Source organism: Corynebacterium hylobatis, assembly GCF_003955685.1.
Classification (GTDB): Bacteria; Actinomycetota; Actinomycetes; order Mycobacteriales; family Mycobacteriaceae; genus Corynebacterium; species Corynebacterium hylobatis.
The window spans coordinates 219,460-237,892 of sequence record NZ_RXHJ01000001.1 but is presented as its reverse complement, the minus strand read 5'-3'; the positions used below and the strand labels follow the sequence as shown (position 1 = coordinate 237,892).

The window sequence follows — 18,433 nt, the reverse complement described above, 5'->3', positions numbered from 1 at the left end:
CCAGAGGGTTGATATCAGGTCAAGCAGAAATGTTGTCTGCCGGTGTGCCTACCACCTCGTATGGTGCCCGACATATCGTCGCCCGGTCATCGAGGGCGACGTGGCAGTCAGGCTCACCGAGATCGTCCGGAAGGTCGCCGCCGAACACGGGAATGCACCATCATTGAGCCGGACACCATGCCCGATCATGTTCACCTACTGGTCGACTGCGACCCGCAGTACGGCATCCACCGACTGGTGAAACAGATCAAGGGACGATCACCCTGTGTGCTCAGGCAAGAGTTCCCGTCCTTCCTATCCAGGCTTCTGACGCTCTGGACAAACTTGTACTTCGTCGCCGCTGTCGGCGGCGCAACACTGGAAGTGGTCAAGAAATATGTCGAAAACCAACGTAATACCTAACCCGTCTCTTTCCTCCCCATGCCTGAAGGCAGGGGTTTCCAGGGGTGCTATTCGATGACCATCCCCGTGGGTGCCCCCGCCACCGAACCCCGCCCGGAGCATGGGCCGGAAGCGCAGACCGGCTGGGCCTCCTGGCTGGTGATCGGCCTGGCCATCGCAGCCGTCATCGTCCTCGGCGTCACCCTGACCACCGGGCCGGGCACCCAGCGGGCGCAGGCCCCGGCCGAGGTGACCCAGACCGGGGAGACCATCACGCAGGCCATCCGCATCGATGGCATGTCCTACCACCCCAACCGGGTGGAGATCCCCGCCGGCAGCCGGCTCGTCCTGGAGCTGGTCAACGGGGGCAACCAGCCGCACGACCTCACCCTCAACGGCTTCACCACCGAACTGATTGACCCGGGTGAATCCGCCACCTTCGATGCGGGCGTGTTCACCGCCGACACGCAGGGGTGGTGCACCATCGCCGGGCACCGGGCCCAGGGGATGGTCTTCAACGTCGTGGTCACCGGCGCCACCGATGTCCCCGCCCAGGCCATCACCCCGGGGAGCAGCCCGACCCCGGAGACCAACCCGTTCGTCGATGTGCCCAGCCCCGCCACCCGCCTGGCCGCCGAACTGCCGGAAGGCGCCTGGTACGACCCCGCCCTCCCACCCGCACCCACCGGCACCGTCCACGAGCTGGCGTTCACCGTCACCGAGGAGATCCGGGAGGTCGCCCCCGGACACCAGCAGGCCCAGTGGCTGTTCAACGGCCAGGCCCCCGGGCCCACGCTGCGCGGGAGGGTCGGCGACACCTTCCGCATCACCCTCACCAACCACGGCACCATGGGCCATTCCATCGACTTCCACGCCGGGGAGGTCAGCCCCGACGCCCCCATGGCCACCATCTCACCGGGAGAGAGCCTGGTCTACGAATTCGTCGCCCGCCGCTGGGGGATCTGGATGTACCACTGCGCCACCGCCCCCATGAGCCTGCACATCGCCAACGGCATGGCCGGCGCCGTCATCATCGACCCACCCGCAGGCCTCGACGAGGTCGACCACGAGTACACACTGCTGGCCCACGAGATCTTCCTCGGCCAACGCGACACCGGCGCCGACGCCGAACGCGTCAACGCCGGCCGCCACGACCTGACCGGTTTCAACGGCTACCCCAACCAGTACGACCTGCGTCCGCTGGAGATCACCGCCGGGCAGCGGGTGCGGTTCTGGGTCCTCAACGTCGGCCCCGACAACCCGCTGAGCTTCCACATCGTCGGCGCCGTCTTCGACACCGTCTTCAGCGAGGGCAGCTACTCCGTGCGCGCCGGGCTGGGGGAGTCCACCGGCGCGCAGGTGCTGCCCCTGCTGCCCGCCCAGGGCGGTTTCGTGGAGGTGACCTTCGAGGAGCCGGGCACCTACACCTTCGTCAACCACATCATGACGGAAGGGGAGCGGGGCCAGCACGGCACCATCATCGTCCGGTGATACCGACCTCACCGCGTTCGGCAAGTTCACCGGGGGTGTCGTAGTCGCGTTCTGTCCCGTCGCCGTCGACCTCGATGACCAGGTCGGCGGTCCGCAGCAGTTTCTTCGCCGCCTGATCACGCACGGTGTCCAGCCGGCCCAGCGCACGCTCAAGCCCCGCTGCCCGCCACACCGCGCACAGGGGCTGGACGTGGCCGTCGGCGGCGCGCACGACGGCGGCGTCGGCTGCGGGGTGGTGGGAGAGGGCATCAACAAGCAGGGGCAGCAGGGCGGGTGAATCCGGCGCATCGACAGAGAGCACGGCGACGAGTTCCGGTGTCTCAAGCGTCCGGAAGCCGGCGGCGATGCCGGCCACGGGGCCGCCGAAGGGCGGGTCCTCGCTGACCACGGGCACCGCGACCCCCAGGTCCGGCTGCGGGGAGACGACCACCACCTCATGGTCGGCCAGGGCGGCAAGGAGATGGTCGACCAGGCGGACACCGTCGAGGGTGACCTGCGCCTTGTCCACCCCGCCCATGCGCTGCCCGCGTCCGCCCGCCAGGACGATGACGGCAGGCATCAGCGCGGCAGCTCGCGGGACCAGTCGCCCGAACGTCCGCCTGATTTCGCGGTGATACCGCAGGTGCGCAGGTAGGCGGAACGGTCCACACCCTTGACCATGTCGACGATCGCGAGCGCGGCGACAGTCACTGCGGTCAGAGCCTCCATCTCCACGCCGGTGCGGTCGGCGGTACGTACGGTGGCCTCGATGGCGACGTGGTCGTCGAGGATCTCCAGATCGACCACGCAGCCGTGCACGCCGATGGTGTGGGCCAGCGGCAGCAGATCCGGCACCTTCTTCGCTGCCGAGATGCCCGCGATCCGGGCGACGGCCAGGACATCGCCCTTGGGTACGGTCCCGTCGCGCAGCGCGGCCAGCACCTCCGGGGAGCAGGCGACCTCGCCGCGGGCGGTGGCCGCACGCACGGTCGGGTTCTTGGCGGTCACGTCGACCATGTGGGCCGCACCGGCGGCGTCGAGATGGGTGAACTTCATGGCTTACCTTTCTGAAGGAACTGACTGGGTGCGCTCAGGGGCGGCGGAGCAGGACACCGACGGTGTCGCCGCCCTGCAGTCGACTGGTACCCGGCTCAATGAGCGCGACCCCGTCCGTACCGGCCAGGGAGGCCACCAGATGGGAGCCGGTGCTGTGCCGGTTGAAGGGGGCCGCGACAGGCCGGCCGCCCGACCAGTCGAGGTGGACCGGGGCGAGGAAGGTGCGCTCCGGGGATGCCGGAAAGCTCACTCCTTCCGCGACGGTGGCGCGGATATGCGGGCGCTCCCACAATCCCCGGGTCGGGACGGTACCGGAGAGCGCCGCCAGCAGCGGCGGCACGTACAGACACCAGGAGACGAAGGCTGCGACCGGGTTGCCCGGCAGGCACATCAGCACCGCCCGCCCGCGGGTGCCCAACCCCTGCGGCGAGCCCGGGCGCTGCGCCACGGTGCCGAACCACACGCCCTCGCCCGAGGTGGCCTCGCGCACCACATCGAAGGCCCCGACGGAGACCCCGCCGGTGGTGACCACCAGGTCATGGGTGGCGCACAGCCGGTCGAGCACCGCCCGGAAATCAAGGGGCCGGTCACCGGAATGGACCTGCGTCACCTCGATGCCCTGCTCGGCGAACAGGGCGGCGAGCATCGGCCGGTTTGAGTCGGGCAGCTGCCCCGGACCCGGGTGCATGCCCGGCTCGACCAGCTCGTCACCGGAGGACAGGACCGCCACGCGGGGGCGGGGGAAGACGGTCACGCGGGGCAGGCCCGCGGAGATCAACGCCGCGACGGCGCCCGGGTCAACGCGGGTGCCGGCGGGGACGACGACCTCACCGGGGGTGATGTTCTCACCCAGCGCGCGGATGTGCCGGCGTTCCGGACGCACGGAGTGGATGGTCACCGAACCGGGAAGGGGCTGCGGGCCACCGGGGATGTCGGTGTCCTCGACGGGGATGACCCGCAGGTCCCCGTGGTGCTCACCGACGGGGGCGCCGGTCATGATCCGCAGGGCCGCACCGGCCGGGACGTCGGCGGCCACACCGCCGGCGGGGATCTCACCGGACACGGGCAGCGTCCACGGGCCGGGGCCGTCGAGGTCACCGTCGCGCACGAGGAAACCGTCCATGGCGGAATTGGAGAACGGCGGAACAGGCAGCACCGCGACGGCGTCGGCGGCGAGCACCAGTCCCGGGGCGTCGACAGGGGTGACGCTCACGGGCTCGCCGGGGGAGGCCAGGTCGAGGTCGAGGAGCGCTGCCAGATGTTCGGTGATGGACCGCATGGAGACGAGATTAGCCACCGATGGCGGACATGGGGCGGTCCGGCTGGAGGAAACCAGGATCGTCGATGCCGTGGCCGGGTAGTTTGCCCCACATCGCCCCGGCCCAGATGGCGGCGAGCTCCGCGTCCCCGGCACCCCCGCGGATCAGTTCCCGCAGGGAGGTCTCGGTGCGGGAGAACAGGCAGGTGCGTATCGCCCCGTCGGTGGTCAGCCGGGTGCGGTCGCAGTCGCCGCAGAAGGGCCGGGTCACTGAGGCGATCACGCCGATGCTGCCGTGCAGCTCCTGCTTATCGACACCCCGTGCCTCCCACAACGCCGCCGGTGCCGCCCCCCGGGGCTCCTCCGCCGGGCTGAGCACGAAGGCGGTGCGCAGCTGTTCCAGAATCTGGTCGGCGGTGACCATGTCCTCCCGCCGCCATTTATCGCGCGGCCCCAGGGGCATCTGCTCGATGAAGCGCAGCTGCGCGCCCCGGTCCAGGCAGTACTCGGCCAGCGGGACGATGTCGGCCTCGTTGACGCCGGGCATGATCACCGAGTTGACCTTGACCGGGTGCATCCCGGCGGCCACGGCGGCGTCGATGGCCGCCAGGACATCCGGCAGCCGGTCACGGCGGGTCAGGCGGGTATAACGTTCCCGGTCGAGGGTGTCCAGGGAGATGTTGACCCGTTCCAGCCCCGCCTCCTGCAGGCCGGGGAGCCGGCGTGGCAGCCCCAGACCGTTGGTGGTCAGAGCGGTGGATACGGGCTGGCCCTCGTCGGTGCGCAGCGCCGTGGTGGCGGCGATGATCTTCTCCAGTGATTTCCGCAGCAGCGGCTCCCCGCCGGTGAAACGGATCTGGCGGATACCCAGGCGGGTGACCGCGATAGTGATCAGCCGGATGACCTCCTCATCGGTGAGGGAGGCCTCTGTGGGCAGCCACTCCAACCCCTCAGCGGGCATGCAGTAGGTGCAGCGCAGGTTGCAGCGGTCGGTGAGACTGACGCGTAGATCACGGGCGACCCGGCCGTAGGTGTCGACGAGTTCGCGGGCGCCGTCGATCCGCGGCGGTGGGGGTGTGCCCGGCCCGCCTCGCCCAGGAAAGCCCGGCAGAGGAAGTTGCGTCGTCATGTTCCTTATATCCTAGGAACCTGGGCCGCAGTATGCCAGGATCAGTTCTCCGGCCGGGGGTCCTTCGGCTGTCCCGGGCCCTTGAGCGCGATGATCCTGAACTCCCCTTCGGCCAGGTGCTTGCGCAGATCCTTCTTGTCGAATTTGCCCACCGACGTCTTGTCGATGTCGCGGACGAAGGTCCAGTACTCCGGCAGCATCCAGCCCGGGAGGGCGGAACGCAGGGCGTCGCGGAGCTGCTCGGCGATCTGTTCCGTCTGCGCGATGTCCTCGTGCAGCACGGTCACCGCGAGCGGGCGCTCACCCCACTTCTCGTCGGGGTAGCCGATGACGGCGCACTCCACGACCTCCGGCTCGTTCATGATGATGTTCTCCAGCATGGCGGAGTAGATCCACTCACCACCGGAACGGATCACGTCGCGGGCGCGGTCGGAGACCGTGAGGAAACCGTCGGCGGTGACGGAACCTACGTCGCCGGTGCGCAGCCAGCCGTCGTCGGTGAACAGCTCACCTGCGTCGGTTACCTCCCGGCCCCGGAATTCGCTGGCGGTGCCGTCGCCGACCTCCGTGGGGGAGTGGTAGTAGGCGCCGGTGACGATGTTGCCGCGCACCTGGATCTCACCCTGGTTGCGGTCGGTGGAGGAGACGACCTCACCGTCGTTGACCACCCGGTACTCCAGCAGGTTGGAGAACCGCCCCTGGCTGACGCGGTAGGTCCAGCGGGCCTCGCCCGAGGAGCCGGACGGGGGCCGCGCGACGGTGCCGACCGAGGACGTCTCCGTCATGCCCCACACGTGGATGATGTCGACACCGTAGCGCTCCTCCCACAGTTCGATGAGGATCGGCGGAGCGGGGGAACCACCGACGTAGATCTCCGTCAGGGACATCCGCTCCGGCGGGTTGTGCAGGTAGTGCACGATGAGCTGGATCCACAGAGTGGGCACGCCGTGTGCCACCCGGGGGTGCACCGCCGCGATGAGGCGGGCGAGCGTCGGGGCGGAGACGTCTGAATCGGGGAAGACCAGGGGGGTGCCCGACATGAAGGCCGCGTAGGGGACCCCCCAGGACAGGACGTGGTAGATGGGCACGCAGCACAGGAAGGACTCGCCGTGGGAGACGGCCAGGGAGTCAGTGGTACGCAGCGCCATCGCCTGCAGGTAGATCGAACGGTGCGAATAGGCCACGCCCTTCGGCGGACCGGAGGTGCCGGTGGAATAGCAGATCGCGGCGGTGGTGTTCTCGTCCAGGACAGGCCAGTCGTAGACTGTGGAACGGCCGTCGAGCAGCGCCTCATAGGAGTGGACCGCGATGCCGTCGGGAAGCTCCGCCATCACCGGGGCCAGGGGGCCGAGGCCCGTGAAGACCACCGCCTGCACCGAGGGGCAGTCCACCAGCGCCTTACCCAGCAGGCCGGCCAGCCGGGGATCGCAGACGATGACCTCGATCTCGGCGTGGTTGATGATGTGCTGGACCTGGTCGCTCATCAGCTGCTTGTTCAACGGGGCGAAGATCGCCCCCATGCTGGACACCGCGAACTGCACCTCCAGGTGCTCGGCGCAGTTGTGCATGAAGGAGCCGACCCGCTGGTCTCCCGTGATCCCCAGATCGTCATGCAGCGCGTGGGCGAAGGCCGCGGCCCGGGCGTGGATCTCATCGAACGTGGTCTCCTCGGCACTGTCGGTGCGCCACGTGGTCACCTTCGTGGTGGCATGCGCGGTGGAACCGTACTGGAGGATCCGGGAGATCGACAGCGGCACGTTCTGCATGGTGGAGAGCATGCCCAATACTCTAGCCCGGAGGGTCGATGCGATTGTGTCAGCGGCATACGCTACACTGGCTGGAGATCGACGGGGGTCTGGGATTTTCCACACAGGCCTCCAGTCCGCCCGGACCTACGCGTCCACCCACCTTCTGTTGCTGTGCAGCCTGCCGGTTGCCGTGGCCTGGAAGGGTGCGGTCCTTCACGGTCCGGCCCGGTCTGATCTCCACCGAAGTACGGCTCCGTCCCCGTTCATGCCGCCCGAGGCACATATGCCCTGGGGTGGCGGGCGACGTTGAGTTGCTCAACTCCACAGAAGGCTTCCAGCCCGGTGCATGACGCATTCACCCATGGCACACCAGGGTCTGGTCAAGCAACGAAAGGACATCCGTGACCGATACGGACACCGCCACCGCTGCCGCTCCGGCCGACCTCGCGTCGCTGAAGATCCCTGAGCTGCGCAAGATTGCCGCGGACAAGGGCCTCAAGGGGGTCTCCGGCCTGCGGAAGAGTGATCTGATCACCGCCATCCAGACGGGTGCCGTCCAGCCCCGTTCCCGTGCAGCTGCCCCGGCCGAGCAAGCCGCCCCGGTTGCCACACCTGAGTCGGTGGAGCGGGAAGAGAAAGCGGAGAAGACCGCCCCGGCCCGTCGGACCCGTGAGACCGCGCAGGAGCAGGCTGCTCCGGCGGAGGCCTCTGCTGAGGCAACTGAGACCGCCCAGGAGGGCGGTTCCGAGGAACCACGCTACGAGTCCCGTTCCGCTGCCCGCCGTGCCCGCCGCAACCGTGCCCGTCATGGCCAGCGTGACCAGGAGCCCGGCCAGGACCAGCAGGAGCAGAATCAGCAGCACTCGCAGGACTCCACTGCCGCGCAGGAGCAGCCGCGCCAGGAGCGCACCCAGGAGCAGGAGCAGCCGCAGGACTCCGGGCAGGACCAGCAGGAGCAGGGCCAGCAGCAGCGCGGTCAGCGTGAACAGCGTGAGCAGCGCAGTCAGCGTGGCCAGCGCGGGGATCAGCGCGAGCAGCGCGAGCAGCGCAGCGACAATGGGGACGGGGAGGGCCGCCGCGGTCGCCGCAACCGCCGCAACCGCCGCGGTCGTGCGGGCGACCAGCACGATGGTGGCCAGCAGCAGCACCAGGATCAGCAGCAGGATTCTTCTGACCTGCACGATGTCGCCGGCATCCTCGACATCGTGGACAGCAACGTCGCCTTCGTGCGCACCACCGGTTACCACGCCTCCCCGGCGGACGTCTTCGTCCCGAACCAGCTGATCCGCCGTTCCGGCCTGCGCGCCGGCGATGCCGTGACCGGCAAGGTCCGCATGGGTGGCGGGCAGACCCACGGCCAGGGCCGCAACCGCCAGAAGTACAATCAGCTCGTCAGCGTCGACACCGCCAACGGTCTGAGCCTCGATGAGGCGCGCAACCGCCCGGACTTCGCCAAGCTGACCCCGCTGTACCCGAACCAGCGCCTGCGCCTGGAGACGGACCCGAAGATCCTGACCACCCGCGTCATCGATCTGATCATGCCGATCGGCAAGGGTCAGCGTGCGCTGATCGTCTCCCCGCCGAAGGCAGGTAAGACGACGATCCTGCAGAACATCGCCAACGCGATCTCCACGAACAACCCCGAGTGCTACCTCATGGTGGTGCTGGTGGATGAGCGTCCGGAGGAGGTCACCGACATGCAGCGTTCGGTCAACGGTGAGGTCATCGCCTCCACCTTCGACCGCCCGCCGGGAGAGCACACCGCGGTCGCCGAGCTCGCCATCGAGCGTGCGAAGCGCCTGGTGGAGCAGGGCAAGGACGTCGTCGTCCTGCTGGACTCCATCACCCGTCTGGGCCGTGCCTACAACAACTCCTCCCCGGCCTCGGGTCGTATCCTCTCCGGTGGTGTGGACTCCAACGCCCTGTACCCGCCGAAGCGTTTCCTGGGTGCCGCCCGCAACATCGAGAACGGCGGTTCCCTGACCATCGTGGCCACCGCCATGGTGGAGACCGGTTCTGCTGGCGACACCGTCATCTTCGAGGAGTTCAAGGGCACCGGTAACGCGGAGCTCAAGCTGGACCGCAAGATCTCCGAGCGCCGTGTCTTCCCGGCCGTGGACGTCAACCCCTCCGGCACCCGCAAGGACGAGCTGCTGCTCGCACCGGATGAAGCTCGCGTCATGCACAAGCTGCGCCGTATCCTGTCTGCACTGGATCCCCAGCAGGCCATCGATCTGCTGATCAGGCAGCTGAAGAAGACCAAGAGCAACGGCGAGTTCCTCCTGCAGGTCGCATCTTCCGCCCCGATGGCCGCCGACAAGGATGAGGAGGACTACTCCTAAATGGCAGGACATGTCTCCGCGGTAGACGACATCGTCTCCGAGTACCAGGGCATCGAGGCGCAGATGTCCGACCCGGCCACGGCCGGTGACCAGGCGCTGTTCCGCAAGCTGTCGAAGCGCTATTCGGAGCTGCAGCCCATCATCAAGGTCAACAAAGAGCTGGTGAGCACGCGCGAGGACCTCGCGGACGCCCGCGAGATGGCCCACGAGGACAAGGAGTTCGCCGCCGAGGCCGAGCGTCTGGAGGCTCGTCGGGTGGAGCTCGAGGAACAGTTGGCGGATCTGCTGGCCCCGCGTGACCCGCATGACGCCGATGACGTCATCATGGAGATCAAGGCCGGTGCCGGTGGTGAGGAGGCCGCCCTGTTCGCCGCCGACCTGGCGCGCATGTATGAGCGCTACGCCGACAAGCACGGTCTGACCTGGGAGGTCCTGGGTCTCTCCGAGTCGGATCTCGGCGGAGTCAAGGACATGACCTTGTCCATCCGTTCGAAGACGCCGTCCCGGGACGGGGCGTGGAGTGTCCTCAAGTTCGAGGGCGGAGTGCACCGAGTGCAGCGCATCCCCGTGACCGAGTCGCAGGGCCGCATCCAGACCTCCGCTGCCGGAGTCATGGTCTTCCCCGAAACCGATGAGCCTGGCGCCGTCGAGATCGAGGAGAAGGACCTGCGCGTCGATGTCTACCGTTCCTCCGGTAAGGGCGGCCAGGGCGTGAACACCACAGACTCCGCCGTGCGCCTGACCCACCTGCCCACCGGCATCGTGGTCACGTGTCAGAAGGAGCGTTCGCAGATCCAGAACAAGGCGCGTGCCCTGCAGGTCCTGCAGGCCCGCCTGGAGGCGATGGAGCGCGAGAAGGCCGATGCCGAGGCCGCCGAGGGCCGTGCCGCACAGGTGCGCACCATGGACCGTTCCGAGCGCATCCGCACCTACAACTGGCCGGAGAACCGCATCAGCGACCACCGCATCGGTTTCAAGGCCAACAACCTCGACAATGTCCTCGACGGCAACCTCGACGATCTGTTCACCGCCCTACGGGCGGCCGAGCGCGCCGAGCGTCTCGAGGCCGACCAGGGATGAGTCCCCACCGTACGCTCCGCGACGCGCTTGCCGACGCCGCGGAGCGTTTCGCGTCCGCAGGCGTGCCCTCCCCGGCGGTCGACGCCCGCCTCATCGCCGCGCACCTGCTGCAGGTCGGCCCCATGGAGGTCGCCCTGCGCTCGCGTGACGGAGTGCCGGACGGTTTCGAGGGAATGGTCGCCCGCCGGGAGGCGCGTGAGCCGCTCCAGCACATCCTCGGCCTGGCCCCATTCGGGGCGCTGGACCTGCACGTCGGGCCCGGGGTGTTCATCCCGCGGCCCGAGACCGAGGTCCTGGCCGACTGGGGCGTGCGCCAGCTCGCCGGCAGCCTCTCACCCCGCGTGGTGGACCTGTGCACCGGCTCCGGTGCCCTGGCGCTCTACGTCGGACGTGAGGTGCCAGGGGTGGAGGTGGTGGGCGTCGAGAAGCACGAGGAGGCCCTGGCCTGGGCCCGCCGCAACGCGGAGGGCACCGGCGTGGAGATGATCCGGGGTGATGCCACGGACCTGCAGCTGCTCAGTCGCTGGCACGGGACGGTCGATCTCGTACTGACCAACCCGCCCTATGTCCCGCTGACACCTGACCTGGACGTGGAGGTGCACGCCGATCCGCCGCAGGCCGTCTTCGCCGGCGAATCCGGCATGGACGTCATTGAGGCGATGGCACCGACCATCCACGCGCTGCTGCGGCCCGGGGGAGTGGTGGGCATCGAACACGACGACACCACCTCACAGGAGGTGCAGGATGTTCTGGCAGCTCACGGCGGTTTCCGGGACATCGCGGTGCTGCACGACCTGACCGGTCGGGCCCGCTTCGTCACCGCGAGTAAGGTGTAGCCCCATGAGCCGCATCTACAACTGTGCCGACGAGACCGAACGCGCCGAAGGTATCCGCGCCGCCGTCGACGCCGCCCGCGGCGGCCGCCTGGTCGTCATGCCCACCGACACCCTCTACGGGCTGGGCTGCGACGCCTTCGACAACCAGGCGGTGGCAAATCTCCTGGCCACCAAACACCGCGGCCCTGACATGCCGGTGCCGGTGCTCGTCGGCTCCTGGGACACCATCCGCGGCCTTGTCCGCGAGTTCACCCCCCAGGCGCAGGCCCTCGTGGAGGCCTTCTGGCCGGGTGGGCTCTCGCTGGTCGTCCCCCAGGCACCCTCGCTGCCGTGGAACCTCGGCGACACCCGCGGCACCGTGATGCTGCGCATGCCGCTGCACCCGGTGGCCATCGAACTGCTCCGCGAGGTCGGCCCCATGGCCGTGTCCAGCGCGAACATCTCCGGCCAGGAGCCGCCCACCACCGCCATCGCCGCGAAACAGCAGCTGGGCACCGCCGTGACCGTCTACCTCGACGGTGGCGAAACCCCGGTGGGGCAGCCCTCCACCATCATCGACCTCTCCGGTCCCGCCCCGCGCATCCTGCGGGAGGGCGCGATCTCGGCGGAGAGGATCGGCGAGGTCATCGGCGTGGAGCCGGAACTGCTGCGGAGCAGGGCCTAGAAGGGGAGGGGTCCACCATGGGCGCTGGTGTCCCACTGCGTGAACTCGGTCTGGTGATTCTCGTGGCGGCCGCGGTCACCTACCTCGCCACGGGTGTCATCCGTTCCCTCATGGTGCGTTCGGGCCGGATCGCCGAGATCCGGCAACGCGATGTCCACACCCAGCCCACCCCGCGGCTGGGTGGGGTCGCGATGTGCTCCGGTTTCCTCGCCGCCGTATTCCTGGCCAACCAACTGCCCGCGTTGAACAGGGGATTCATGCCGATCACCCCGGAGATGAACGCCGTGGTGTGGGCGGCCTTCGCCATCGTGCTCGTCGGCGTGCTCGATGATCTCTTCGAGCTCGACGCCATCACCAAACTCATCGGCCAGGTGCTCTCCGCGGTCATCCTCAGCGTCCTCGGCCTGTCCTGGACACTGCTCTACCTGCCCTTCGGCGACGGCACAACCGTGGTGCTCGACCAGCTGCAGGCGACGATCGTCACCACCATCTTCACCGTCGCGCTGATCAACGCCATCAACTTCGTCGACGGCCTCGACGGGCTGGCCGCCGGCCTGGGCATGATCGCCGGCGCGGCGATCCTGATCTTCTCCCTGACGGTCCTCCACGACCAGGGTGGGGCGGTCTCCGCCTACCCGCCGGCCATCATCGCGGCCGGACTGGTGGGCATCTGCCTGGGCTTCCTGCCCCACAACTTCGAGCCCTCCCGCATCTTCATGGGGGACTCCGGTTCCATGCTCATCGGCCTGCTCCTGGCCGCCGCATCCACCTCGGCCTCCGGCAAGATCAACATGTCCCTCTACGGCACCGCGGACATGGTGGCGCTGATGAGTCCCATCATCGTGGTGGCCGCGGCGATCTTCGTTCCGGTACTGGACCTGGTTCTGGCGGTGGTGCGCCGACTGGCCAAGGGCACCTCGCCGTTCGCCGCCGACAAACTCCACCTGCACCACCGGTTGCTCTCCCTGGGGCACACCCACCGGCGTACCGTGCTCGTGCTCTACCTGTGGGTCAGCGTGGTGGCCTTCGGAGCGGTGAGCTTCTCCGTGGTGCCGGTGCGGGTGGCGGTCGCCCTGACGCTGATGGCGCTGGTCGTGGCGTTCCTGGTCACCCTCATCCCGCTGCGCGCCGGCAAACTGGGTCGGCGGACCCCGCCGACCCAGGTGGTCGTCCACACCGATCCCACAGGTTGAGGCCCGGGGCCGCCGGGTAGGATCCGGAGTCGTGACTACTCCTGATAATGCACCGGAGAGCGCCCCGCGCTCGGAATTCGACGACCCCCGCCGCCCGCTCCTGCGGGCGGTGCGCTTCGGCACCATCGCGCTCGTTGTCATCACGATCATCTCGCTGGCGATCTGGGGCGGCGTGCGCGAGCTCCCCGGCATCTGGGGTGTGCTGATCGGAGCGGCCATCGGCGGTGGTTTCGTCCTGCTGACCGCTGCGAGCGTCCTGTTCACCTCCTCGACCAACCCGGCCACCACCGGTGCGGTGGTCCTGGGCAGCTGGCTGCTCAAGGTTGTGGTGCTCCTCGTCGTCCTCTTCCTGATCCGTGACCTGACCTTCTACGACCGCACCGCGCTGCTGGTGACCACGGTCGTCGCGCTCATCATCGTCCTGGCCACCGAGGTGTGGGGCGTGATCACCGCGCGGGTCACCTACGTGAACTAGCTCCGGTTCACCTGCGGAAGGGCTGGCGAAGAGCTGCGACGGGGGCGTCGGTAAGCAGCGGGACTGCCGCATCGGGGGCGGAAAACGGGGGTGATCACCCCCGCGAGGCGGGAGGATCGCCCGCATGTGACGGACCTTACAGCCGCGCCCAAAGCTGCCGATACAGGCCATATTGGGGGCGTGGCGCGGGGTGTATCGCGCCACGTCAGCAAACATTTCTGAGTCCCGTGGGAGAATTCAGAACCACCCTGATAAGCTGTCCTGCGGGTTACCCCGGCATGTGGAAGCGGCACCTGTGGAAACACGGTGCCGCCGTACAGGGCTGCGGTACATCCCCAGTCACCGCCTTCGCTGATGTGCGACGGAGTCCGAGGTGGTGGCGGAAAGAGATTTTCAGACGTCCATCGCACCGTATGGGAAATGACACTCCACATACGGCCCGAACACGGGAGAGAACGCTGAGCGTTACAACACTGGCCATGAGGGGCGAGTTTCACGCACCCGAACTGGATCCTGAATTTTTCCCGGGGCAATACTACGGCCACATCCTGTTTGAGGATTTCGCAAACGGATGGTTCGCACTGGACCGACTGATGCTCGTCCGCATTCTGATGACGATCATTCTGGCGGTCCTTTTCCTTGTCGCCTTCCGGAACACCAAGCTGATTCCGTCAGGCCTGCAGAACTTCGCAGAACTCGCACTGGATTTCGTCCGGGTGCACATCGCCGAGGACATCCTGGGCAAGAAGGAGGGGCGTCGGTTCCTGCCGGTCATCGCCACCATCTTCTTCGCCGTCCTGGCGTTCAACCTCCCGACGATCATTCCGGGGCTGAACATCTCGCCCAACGCGCGTATCGGCATGCCGATCGCGCTGGCGATCCTGGGCTACATCACGATGATCTACGCCGGAGCCAAGCGTTACGGCTTCGGTAAGTTCATCAAGTCCTCGGTGGTCATCCCGAATCTTCCGCCGGCACTGCACATCCTTGTCGTGCCGATCGAGTTCTTCTCGACGTTCATCATGCGGCCGGTCACTCTCGCGCTTCGTCTCATGGCGAACTTCCTCGCGGGACACCTCATCCTGGTCCTCCTGTACTCCGCCACGAACTTCTTCTTCTGGCAGCTGAACGGTTGGACCGCACTGTCTGGTGTGACCATCATCGCCGCTATCGCGTTCACGCTCTACGAGGTCATCATCATCTTCCTGCAGGCGTACATCTTCGCCCTGCTGGTTGCTGTGTACATCGAGCTGTCGTTGCACGCGGACTCCCACTGACAAGTCGCGAACCTCGCGGCCAACTGAATAACCCCACTTCAATCACCACCTGAAGTCCCGGTCTAACCCCCTGACCGGGCACCAAGAAAGGGAACGACTTTCATGAACGAGATCATCCTGGCTCAGGCAACCGAGTCCACCGTGACCGGCCTCGGCACCATCGGCTACGGCCTCGCCACCATCGGCCCGGGCCTGGGCATCGGCATCCTCGTCGGCAAGGCACTCGAGGGCATGGCACGTCAGCCCGAGATGGCCGGCCAGCTCCGTACCACCATGTTCCTGGGTATCGCCTTCGTTGAGGCCCTCGCCCTCATCGGCCTGGTCGCCGGCTTCCTGTTCTAATTTCGAGCGGAAACACACCCCTTTAAGACTGGAGACTCATGACGAACGTCATTTACTACCTTGCACAGGAGGCTGAGACCCTTCCCCTCGAGGGCGGCAACTCGATCCTCCTGCCCAAGGCATACGACATCGTCTGGTCCATCATTCCGCTCGTCGTTATCCTGCTGATCTTCTGGAAGTTCGTTCTTCCGAAGTTCCAGGAGGTCCTGACTGAGCGTGAGGACCGGATCAAGGGTGGCATTCAGCGTGCCGAGGCCGCACAGGCCGAGGCAAAGGCCGCACTTGAGAAGTACAACGCGCAGCTCGCCGAGGCCCGTGCCGAAGCAGCCGAGATCCGTGAGCAGGCCCGCGAGAAGGGCAAGCTCATCGAGGCTGAGATGAAGGCACAGGCCGCCGAGGAGAGCAACCGCATCATCGCATCCGGTGAGAAGCAGCTGTCGGCCCAGCGTGAGCAGGTCGTCGCAGAGCTTCGCCAGGAGATGGGACAGAACTCGATCAACCTGGCCGAGCGTCTGCTCGGTGGCGAGCTTTCCGACGCCACCAAGCGTTCCGGCACGATTGACTCGTTCCTGTCCGAGCTCGACACCGTCGCACCGGCAGGAAAGTGAGCGCCATGCACGCAGCGAGCCGCGAAGCACTAGCAACGGTTGAGTCCCACCTGGACGGTCTCGTCCGGGGTTCGGGCAAGGCCGTCGCCGTCGCCGCCCAGACGGGCACCGAGCTTTTCGACGTCGTCGAGGTTCTCGACGGCGACCGCGCCCTGCGTGTCGCGGTCGCCGAGGCCTCCGCCACGCCGGAGCAGCGCACGGGCCTGATCCGGACCGTGTTCGGCGGCAAGGTCTCCGACAGCACCCTCTCGGTGCTCAACGAGGCCGCCGCCAACACCTGGTCCACCCCCCGCGAGTTCCGCGCAGGTCTGGTGGCCCTCGGCCGCCGCGCTTTCCTGCGTGGCGCCGAGGAGCAGGGTCAGCTGGGACAGGTCGAGGACGAGCTGTTCCGACTCTCCCGTGTCCTGGACCGTGAGGGTGAGCTGACCCAGCTCCTCTCCGACAAGACGACGGACCCGGCACGCAAGCGTGGCCTGCTGGCCAGCGTTCTCTACGGCAAGGTCAACATGTTCACCGAGGCGCTCGCGCTGCAGGTGATCGGCCGTCCGGAGAAGAACCCGATCGACGACATGACGAACCTGGTCGACGCAGCCGCACAGCTGCAGGGCCGGTCCGTCGCACACGTCGTCACTGCCGAGCAGTTGAACGCAGGCCAGCAGGCGGCGCTCGCCGACAAGCTGGGACGAATTTACGGTCGTGCGATGTCCATCCACTCTGAGGTTGACCCCAGCCTCCTCGGTGGCGTGACCATCCGCGTCAAGGACGAGATCATCGACGGCAGCCTGGCGGGCAAGCTCGCCAAGCTGCGGACGAACCTCGCCTGAGACACGACTACAGACGAACTATAAATATGCTGGAAGATACAACCGAGAGCAGGAAGAACATGGCGGAGCTGACGATCTCCTCCGATGAGATCCGTAGCGCGATAGCGAACTACACCTCGAGCTACTCCGCGGAGGCCTCCCGTGAGGAGGTCGGCGTGGTCATTTCGGCAGCTGACGGTATTGCCCAGGTTTCGGGCCTCCCGTCGGTCATGGCGAATGAGCTGCTTGAGTTCCCCGGCGGCGTCATCGGCGTCGCACAGAACCTTGACACCGACACCGTGGGTGTCGTCGTGCTGGGTAACTTCGAGTCCCTGGCGGAGGGCGACGAGGTCAAGCGGACCGGCGAGGTCCTCTCGATCCCGGTCGGCGAGAAGTTCCTCGGCCGAGTAATCAACCCCCTCGCAGAGCCGATTGACGGCCTGGGAGTCATCGAGTCCGACAAAACCCGCGTGCTGGAGCTGCAGGCTCCGGGCGTGCTGGACCGTCAGCCCGTCGAGGAGCCCCTGGCCACCGGCATCAAGGCCATCGACGCGATGACCCCGATCGGCCGCGGACAGCGACAGCTGATCATTGGTGACCGTAAGACCGGCAAGACCGCGGTCTGCATCGACACCATCCTCAACCAGAAGGCCAACTGGGACTCCGGCGACAAGACCAGGCAGGTCCGCTGTGTCTACGTCGCCATCGGTCAGAAGGGCTCCACCATCGCGGCGGTCCGCAAGACCCTGGAGGAGCACGGCGCCCTGGAGTACACCACCATCGTGGCTGCTCCGGCATCCGACTCCGCCGGCTTCAAGTGGCTCGCCCCGTTCACCGGTGCAGCTCTGGCCCAGCAGTGGATGTACGAGGGCAACCACGTCCTCGTCATCTACGACGACCTGACCAAGCAGGCCGAGGCCTACCGTGCGATCTCCCTGCTGCTGCGCCGCCCGCCGGGCCGTGAGGCCTACCCGGGTGACGTGTTCTACCTGCACTCCCGTCTGCTGGAGCGCGCCGCGAAGCTCAACGATGAGCTCGGTGCCGGTTCGATCACCGCACTGCCCATCATCGAGACCAAGGCGAACGACGTGTCGGCCTTCATTCCGACCAACGTCATCTCCATCACCGACGGCCAGGTCTTCCTTGAGTCCGACCTGTTCAACCAGGGTGTCCGCCCGGCCATCAACGTCGGTGTCTCCGTCTCCCGTGTCGGTGGCGCCGCCCAGACCAAGGGCATGAAGAAGGTCGCAGGTTCCCTGCGTCTGGACCTCGCCGCCTACCGTGACCTCGAGGCTTTCGCCACCTTCGCCTCTGACCTGGATGCCGCATCCAAGGCTCAGCTGGAGCGTGGCCAGCGCCTCGTCGAGCTGCTCAAGCAGGCCGAGAACTCCCCGCAGGCCGTTGAATACCAGATCATCTCGATCTGGCTCGCCGGTGAGGGCGCCTTCGATGTCGTTCCCGTCGAGGACGTCCGTCGCTACGAGTCCGAGCTGCACGAGTACCTCCGTGCCAACGTCGCGGACGCCTACGCTCAGATCGACGGCGGCAAGGCCCTGTCGGATGAGTCCCAGGCTGCCCTGCTGGCCGCCAACGACGAGTTCGCCAAGACCTTCCAGACCACTGACGGTCGCCCGGTCATCAACGAGCCCGAGGTTGATGCGCTGTCCAGCGACCAGCACAAGAAGACCCAGCTCACCGTCCCCCGCAAGACGGCCAAGAAGTAAGGGCCTCCATGCCCAACTTTGAATCCGTCAACAACAACGAAGGGAGG

The 18,433-nt window shown here is 67.2% G+C and carries 17 protein-coding genes and 1 pseudogene; 13 read left to right on the top strand and 5 right to left on the bottom strand.

Features of this window, described 5'->3' with window-relative positions:
* Positions 1-13: 13 nt before the first annotated feature.
* A pseudogene (tnpA, locus tag EAH68_RS01085) lies at positions 14-402 on the top strand (IS200/IS605 family transposase).
* A 54-nt stretch (positions 403-456) separates the two neighbouring features.
* Positions 457-1,872: a multicopper oxidase domain-containing protein gene (locus EAH68_RS01080; RefSeq protein WP_126119465.1), complete on the top strand. Its 1,416-nt coding sequence runs from the start codon at positions 457-459 to the stop codon at positions 1,870-1,872.
* Here EAH68_RS01080 and mobA read toward each other — a convergent pair.
* From mobA to EAH68_RS01055, 5 genes are read right to left on the bottom strand one after another with little or no spacing between them, the layout of a single operon-like run.
* Entirely contained in the window at positions 1,859-2,431 is a 573-nt protein-coding gene (gene mobA / locus EAH68_RS01075; protein WP_126119464.1) for a molybdenum cofactor guanylyltransferase, read from the bottom strand. The genes EAH68_RS01080 and mobA overlap by 14 nt on opposite strands.
* Positions 2,431-2,907 (bottom strand): cyclic pyranopterin monophosphate synthase MoaC, encoded by a 477-nt coding sequence (moaC, locus tag EAH68_RS01070; protein WP_126119463.1) that lies wholly within the window; start codon positions 2,905-2,907, stop codon positions 2,431-2,433. The genes mobA and moaC overlap by 1 nt, the downstream gene beginning before the upstream one ends.
* Before the next feature lie 34 nt (positions 2,908-2,941).
* Positions 2,942-4,186, bottom strand: a complete 1,245-nt coding sequence (locus EAH68_RS01065; RefSeq protein WP_126119462.1) for a molybdopterin molybdotransferase MoeA — start codon at positions 4,184-4,186, stop codon at positions 2,942-2,944.
* A gap of 10 nt (positions 4,187-4,196) precedes the next feature.
* The gene (gene moaA / locus EAH68_RS01060) at positions 4,197-5,294 is read right to left on the bottom strand and encodes a GTP 3',8-cyclase MoaA (RefSeq protein WP_126119461.1); all 1,098 of its coding nucleotides are present in this window, start codon (positions 5,292-5,294) and stop codon (positions 4,197-4,199) included.
* 41 nt (positions 5,295-5,335) lie between these two features.
* Entirely contained in the window at positions 5,336-7,072 is a 1,737-nt protein-coding gene (locus EAH68_RS01055; protein ID WP_126119460.1) for a long-chain fatty-acid--CoA ligase, read from the bottom strand.
* A 371-nt stretch (positions 7,073-7,443) separates the two neighbouring features.
* On the opposite strand from EAH68_RS01055, the gene rho reads away from it, so the two are divergent.
* The 11 genes from rho (at position 7,444) to atpA (ending at position 18,386) form a co-directional block, all read left to right on the top strand.
* Positions 7,444-9,384 (top strand): transcription termination factor Rho, encoded by a 1,941-nt coding sequence (gene rho / locus EAH68_RS01050; protein WP_126119459.1) that lies wholly within the window; start codon positions 7,444-7,446, stop codon positions 9,382-9,384.
* Complete coding sequence (gene prfA, locus EAH68_RS01045) at positions 9,385-10,464, top strand: peptide chain release factor 1 (RefSeq protein ID WP_126119458.1); 1,080 nt, start codon at positions 9,385-9,387, stop codon at positions 10,462-10,464.
* On the top strand, positions 10,461-11,300 hold the full coding sequence (gene prmC / locus EAH68_RS01040; RefSeq protein ID WP_126119457.1) for a peptide chain release factor N(5)-glutamine methyltransferase: 840 nt from the start codon (positions 10,461-10,463) through the stop codon (positions 11,298-11,300). The genes prfA and prmC overlap by 4 nt, the downstream gene beginning before the upstream one ends.
* A 4-nt stretch (positions 11,301-11,304) precedes the next feature.
* On the top strand, positions 11,305-11,964 hold the full coding sequence (locus EAH68_RS01035; protein WP_126119456.1) for an L-threonylcarbamoyladenylate synthase: 660 nt from the start codon (positions 11,305-11,307) through the stop codon (positions 11,962-11,964).
* 17 nt (positions 11,965-11,981) lie between these two features.
* Positions 11,982-13,157 carry an MraY family glycosyltransferase gene (locus EAH68_RS01030; RefSeq protein ID WP_126119455.1) on the top strand — a complete coding sequence of 392 codons (1,176 nt, stop codon included), beginning with the start codon at positions 11,982-11,984 and terminating at the stop codon, positions 13,155-13,157.
* A gap of 31 nt (positions 13,158-13,188) precedes the next feature.
* On the top strand, positions 13,189-13,632 hold the full coding sequence (locus EAH68_RS01025; RefSeq protein WP_126119454.1) for a Cg1360 family ATP-synthase-associated protein: 444 nt from the start codon (positions 13,189-13,191) through the stop codon (positions 13,630-13,632).
* 479 nt (positions 13,633-14,111) lie between these two features.
* Positions 14,112-14,909: a F0F1 ATP synthase subunit A gene (atpB, locus tag EAH68_RS01020; protein ID WP_126119453.1), complete on the top strand. Its 798-nt coding sequence runs from the start codon at positions 14,112-14,114 to the stop codon at positions 14,907-14,909.
* A gap of 102 nt (positions 14,910-15,011) precedes the next feature.
* Positions 15,012-15,251 (top strand): ATP synthase F0 subunit C, encoded by a 240-nt coding sequence (locus EAH68_RS01015; protein ID WP_126119452.1) that lies wholly within the window; start codon positions 15,012-15,014, stop codon positions 15,249-15,251.
* A gap of 38 nt (positions 15,252-15,289) precedes the next feature.
* Positions 15,290-15,859 (top strand): F0F1 ATP synthase subunit B, encoded by a 570-nt coding sequence (locus tag EAH68_RS01010; protein ID WP_126119451.1) that lies wholly within the window; start codon positions 15,290-15,292, stop codon positions 15,857-15,859.
* Positions 15,860-15,864: 5 nt separating this feature from the next.
* Entirely contained in the window at positions 15,865-16,683 is an 819-nt protein-coding gene (locus EAH68_RS01005) for a F0F1 ATP synthase subunit delta (RefSeq protein WP_126119450.1), read from the top strand.
* Between the two features lie 59 nt (positions 16,684-16,742).
* Positions 16,743-18,386 (top strand): F0F1 ATP synthase subunit alpha, encoded by a 1,644-nt coding sequence (gene atpA, locus EAH68_RS01000; protein WP_126119449.1) that lies wholly within the window; start codon positions 16,743-16,745, stop codon positions 18,384-18,386.
* Positions 18,387-18,433 lie beyond the last annotated feature (47 nt).

Excerpts from the sequence above, each read along its gene's own strand:
- EAH68_RS01080 (WP_126119465.1), top strand. The coding sequence starts at position 457 with ATGACCATCCCCGTGGGTGCCCCCGCCACCGAACCCCGCCCGGAGCAT.
- mobA (WP_126119464.1), bottom strand. The coding sequence starts at position 2,431 with ATGCCTGCCGTCATCGTCCTGGCGGGCGGACGCGGGCAGCGCATGGGC.
- moaC (WP_126119463.1), bottom strand. The coding sequence starts at position 2,907 with ATGAAGTTCACCCATCTCGACGCCGCCGGTGCGGCCCACATGGTCGAC.
- EAH68_RS01065 (WP_126119462.1), bottom strand. The coding sequence starts at position 4,186 with ATGCGGTCCATCACCGAACATCTGGCAGCGCTCCTCGACCTCGACCTG.
- moaA (WP_126119461.1), bottom strand. The coding sequence starts at position 5,294 with ATGACGACGCAACTTCCTCTGCCGGGCTTTCCTGGGCGAGGCGGGCCG.
- EAH68_RS01055 (WP_126119460.1), bottom strand. The coding sequence starts at position 7,072 with ATGCTCTCCACCATGCAGAACGTGCCGCTGTCGATCTCCCGGATCCTC.
- prfA (WP_126119458.1), top strand. The coding sequence starts at position 9,385 with ATGGCAGGACATGTCTCCGCGGTAGACGACATCGTCTCCGAGTACCAG.
- prmC (WP_126119457.1), top strand. The coding sequence starts at position 10,461 with ATGAGTCCCCACCGTACGCTCCGCGACGCGCTTGCCGACGCCGCGGAG.
- EAH68_RS01035 (WP_126119456.1), top strand. The coding sequence starts at position 11,305 with ATGAGCCGCATCTACAACTGTGCCGACGAGACCGAACGCGCCGAAGGT.
- EAH68_RS01030 (WP_126119455.1), top strand. The coding sequence starts at position 11,982 with ATGGGCGCTGGTGTCCCACTGCGTGAACTCGGTCTGGTGATTCTCGTG.
- atpB (WP_126119453.1), top strand. The coding sequence starts at position 14,112 with ATGAGGGGCGAGTTTCACGCACCCGAACTGGATCCTGAATTTTTCCCG.
- EAH68_RS01015 (WP_126119452.1), top strand. The coding sequence starts at position 15,012 with ATGAACGAGATCATCCTGGCTCAGGCAACCGAGTCCACCGTGACCGGC.
- EAH68_RS01010 (WP_126119451.1), top strand. The coding sequence starts at position 15,290 with ATGACGAACGTCATTTACTACCTTGCACAGGAGGCTGAGACCCTTCCC.
- EAH68_RS01005 (WP_126119450.1), top strand. The coding sequence starts at position 15,865 with ATGCACGCAGCGAGCCGCGAAGCACTAGCAACGGTTGAGTCCCACCTG.
- atpA (WP_126119449.1), top strand. The coding sequence starts at position 16,743 with ATGGCGGAGCTGACGATCTCCTCCGATGAGATCCGTAGCGCGATAGCG.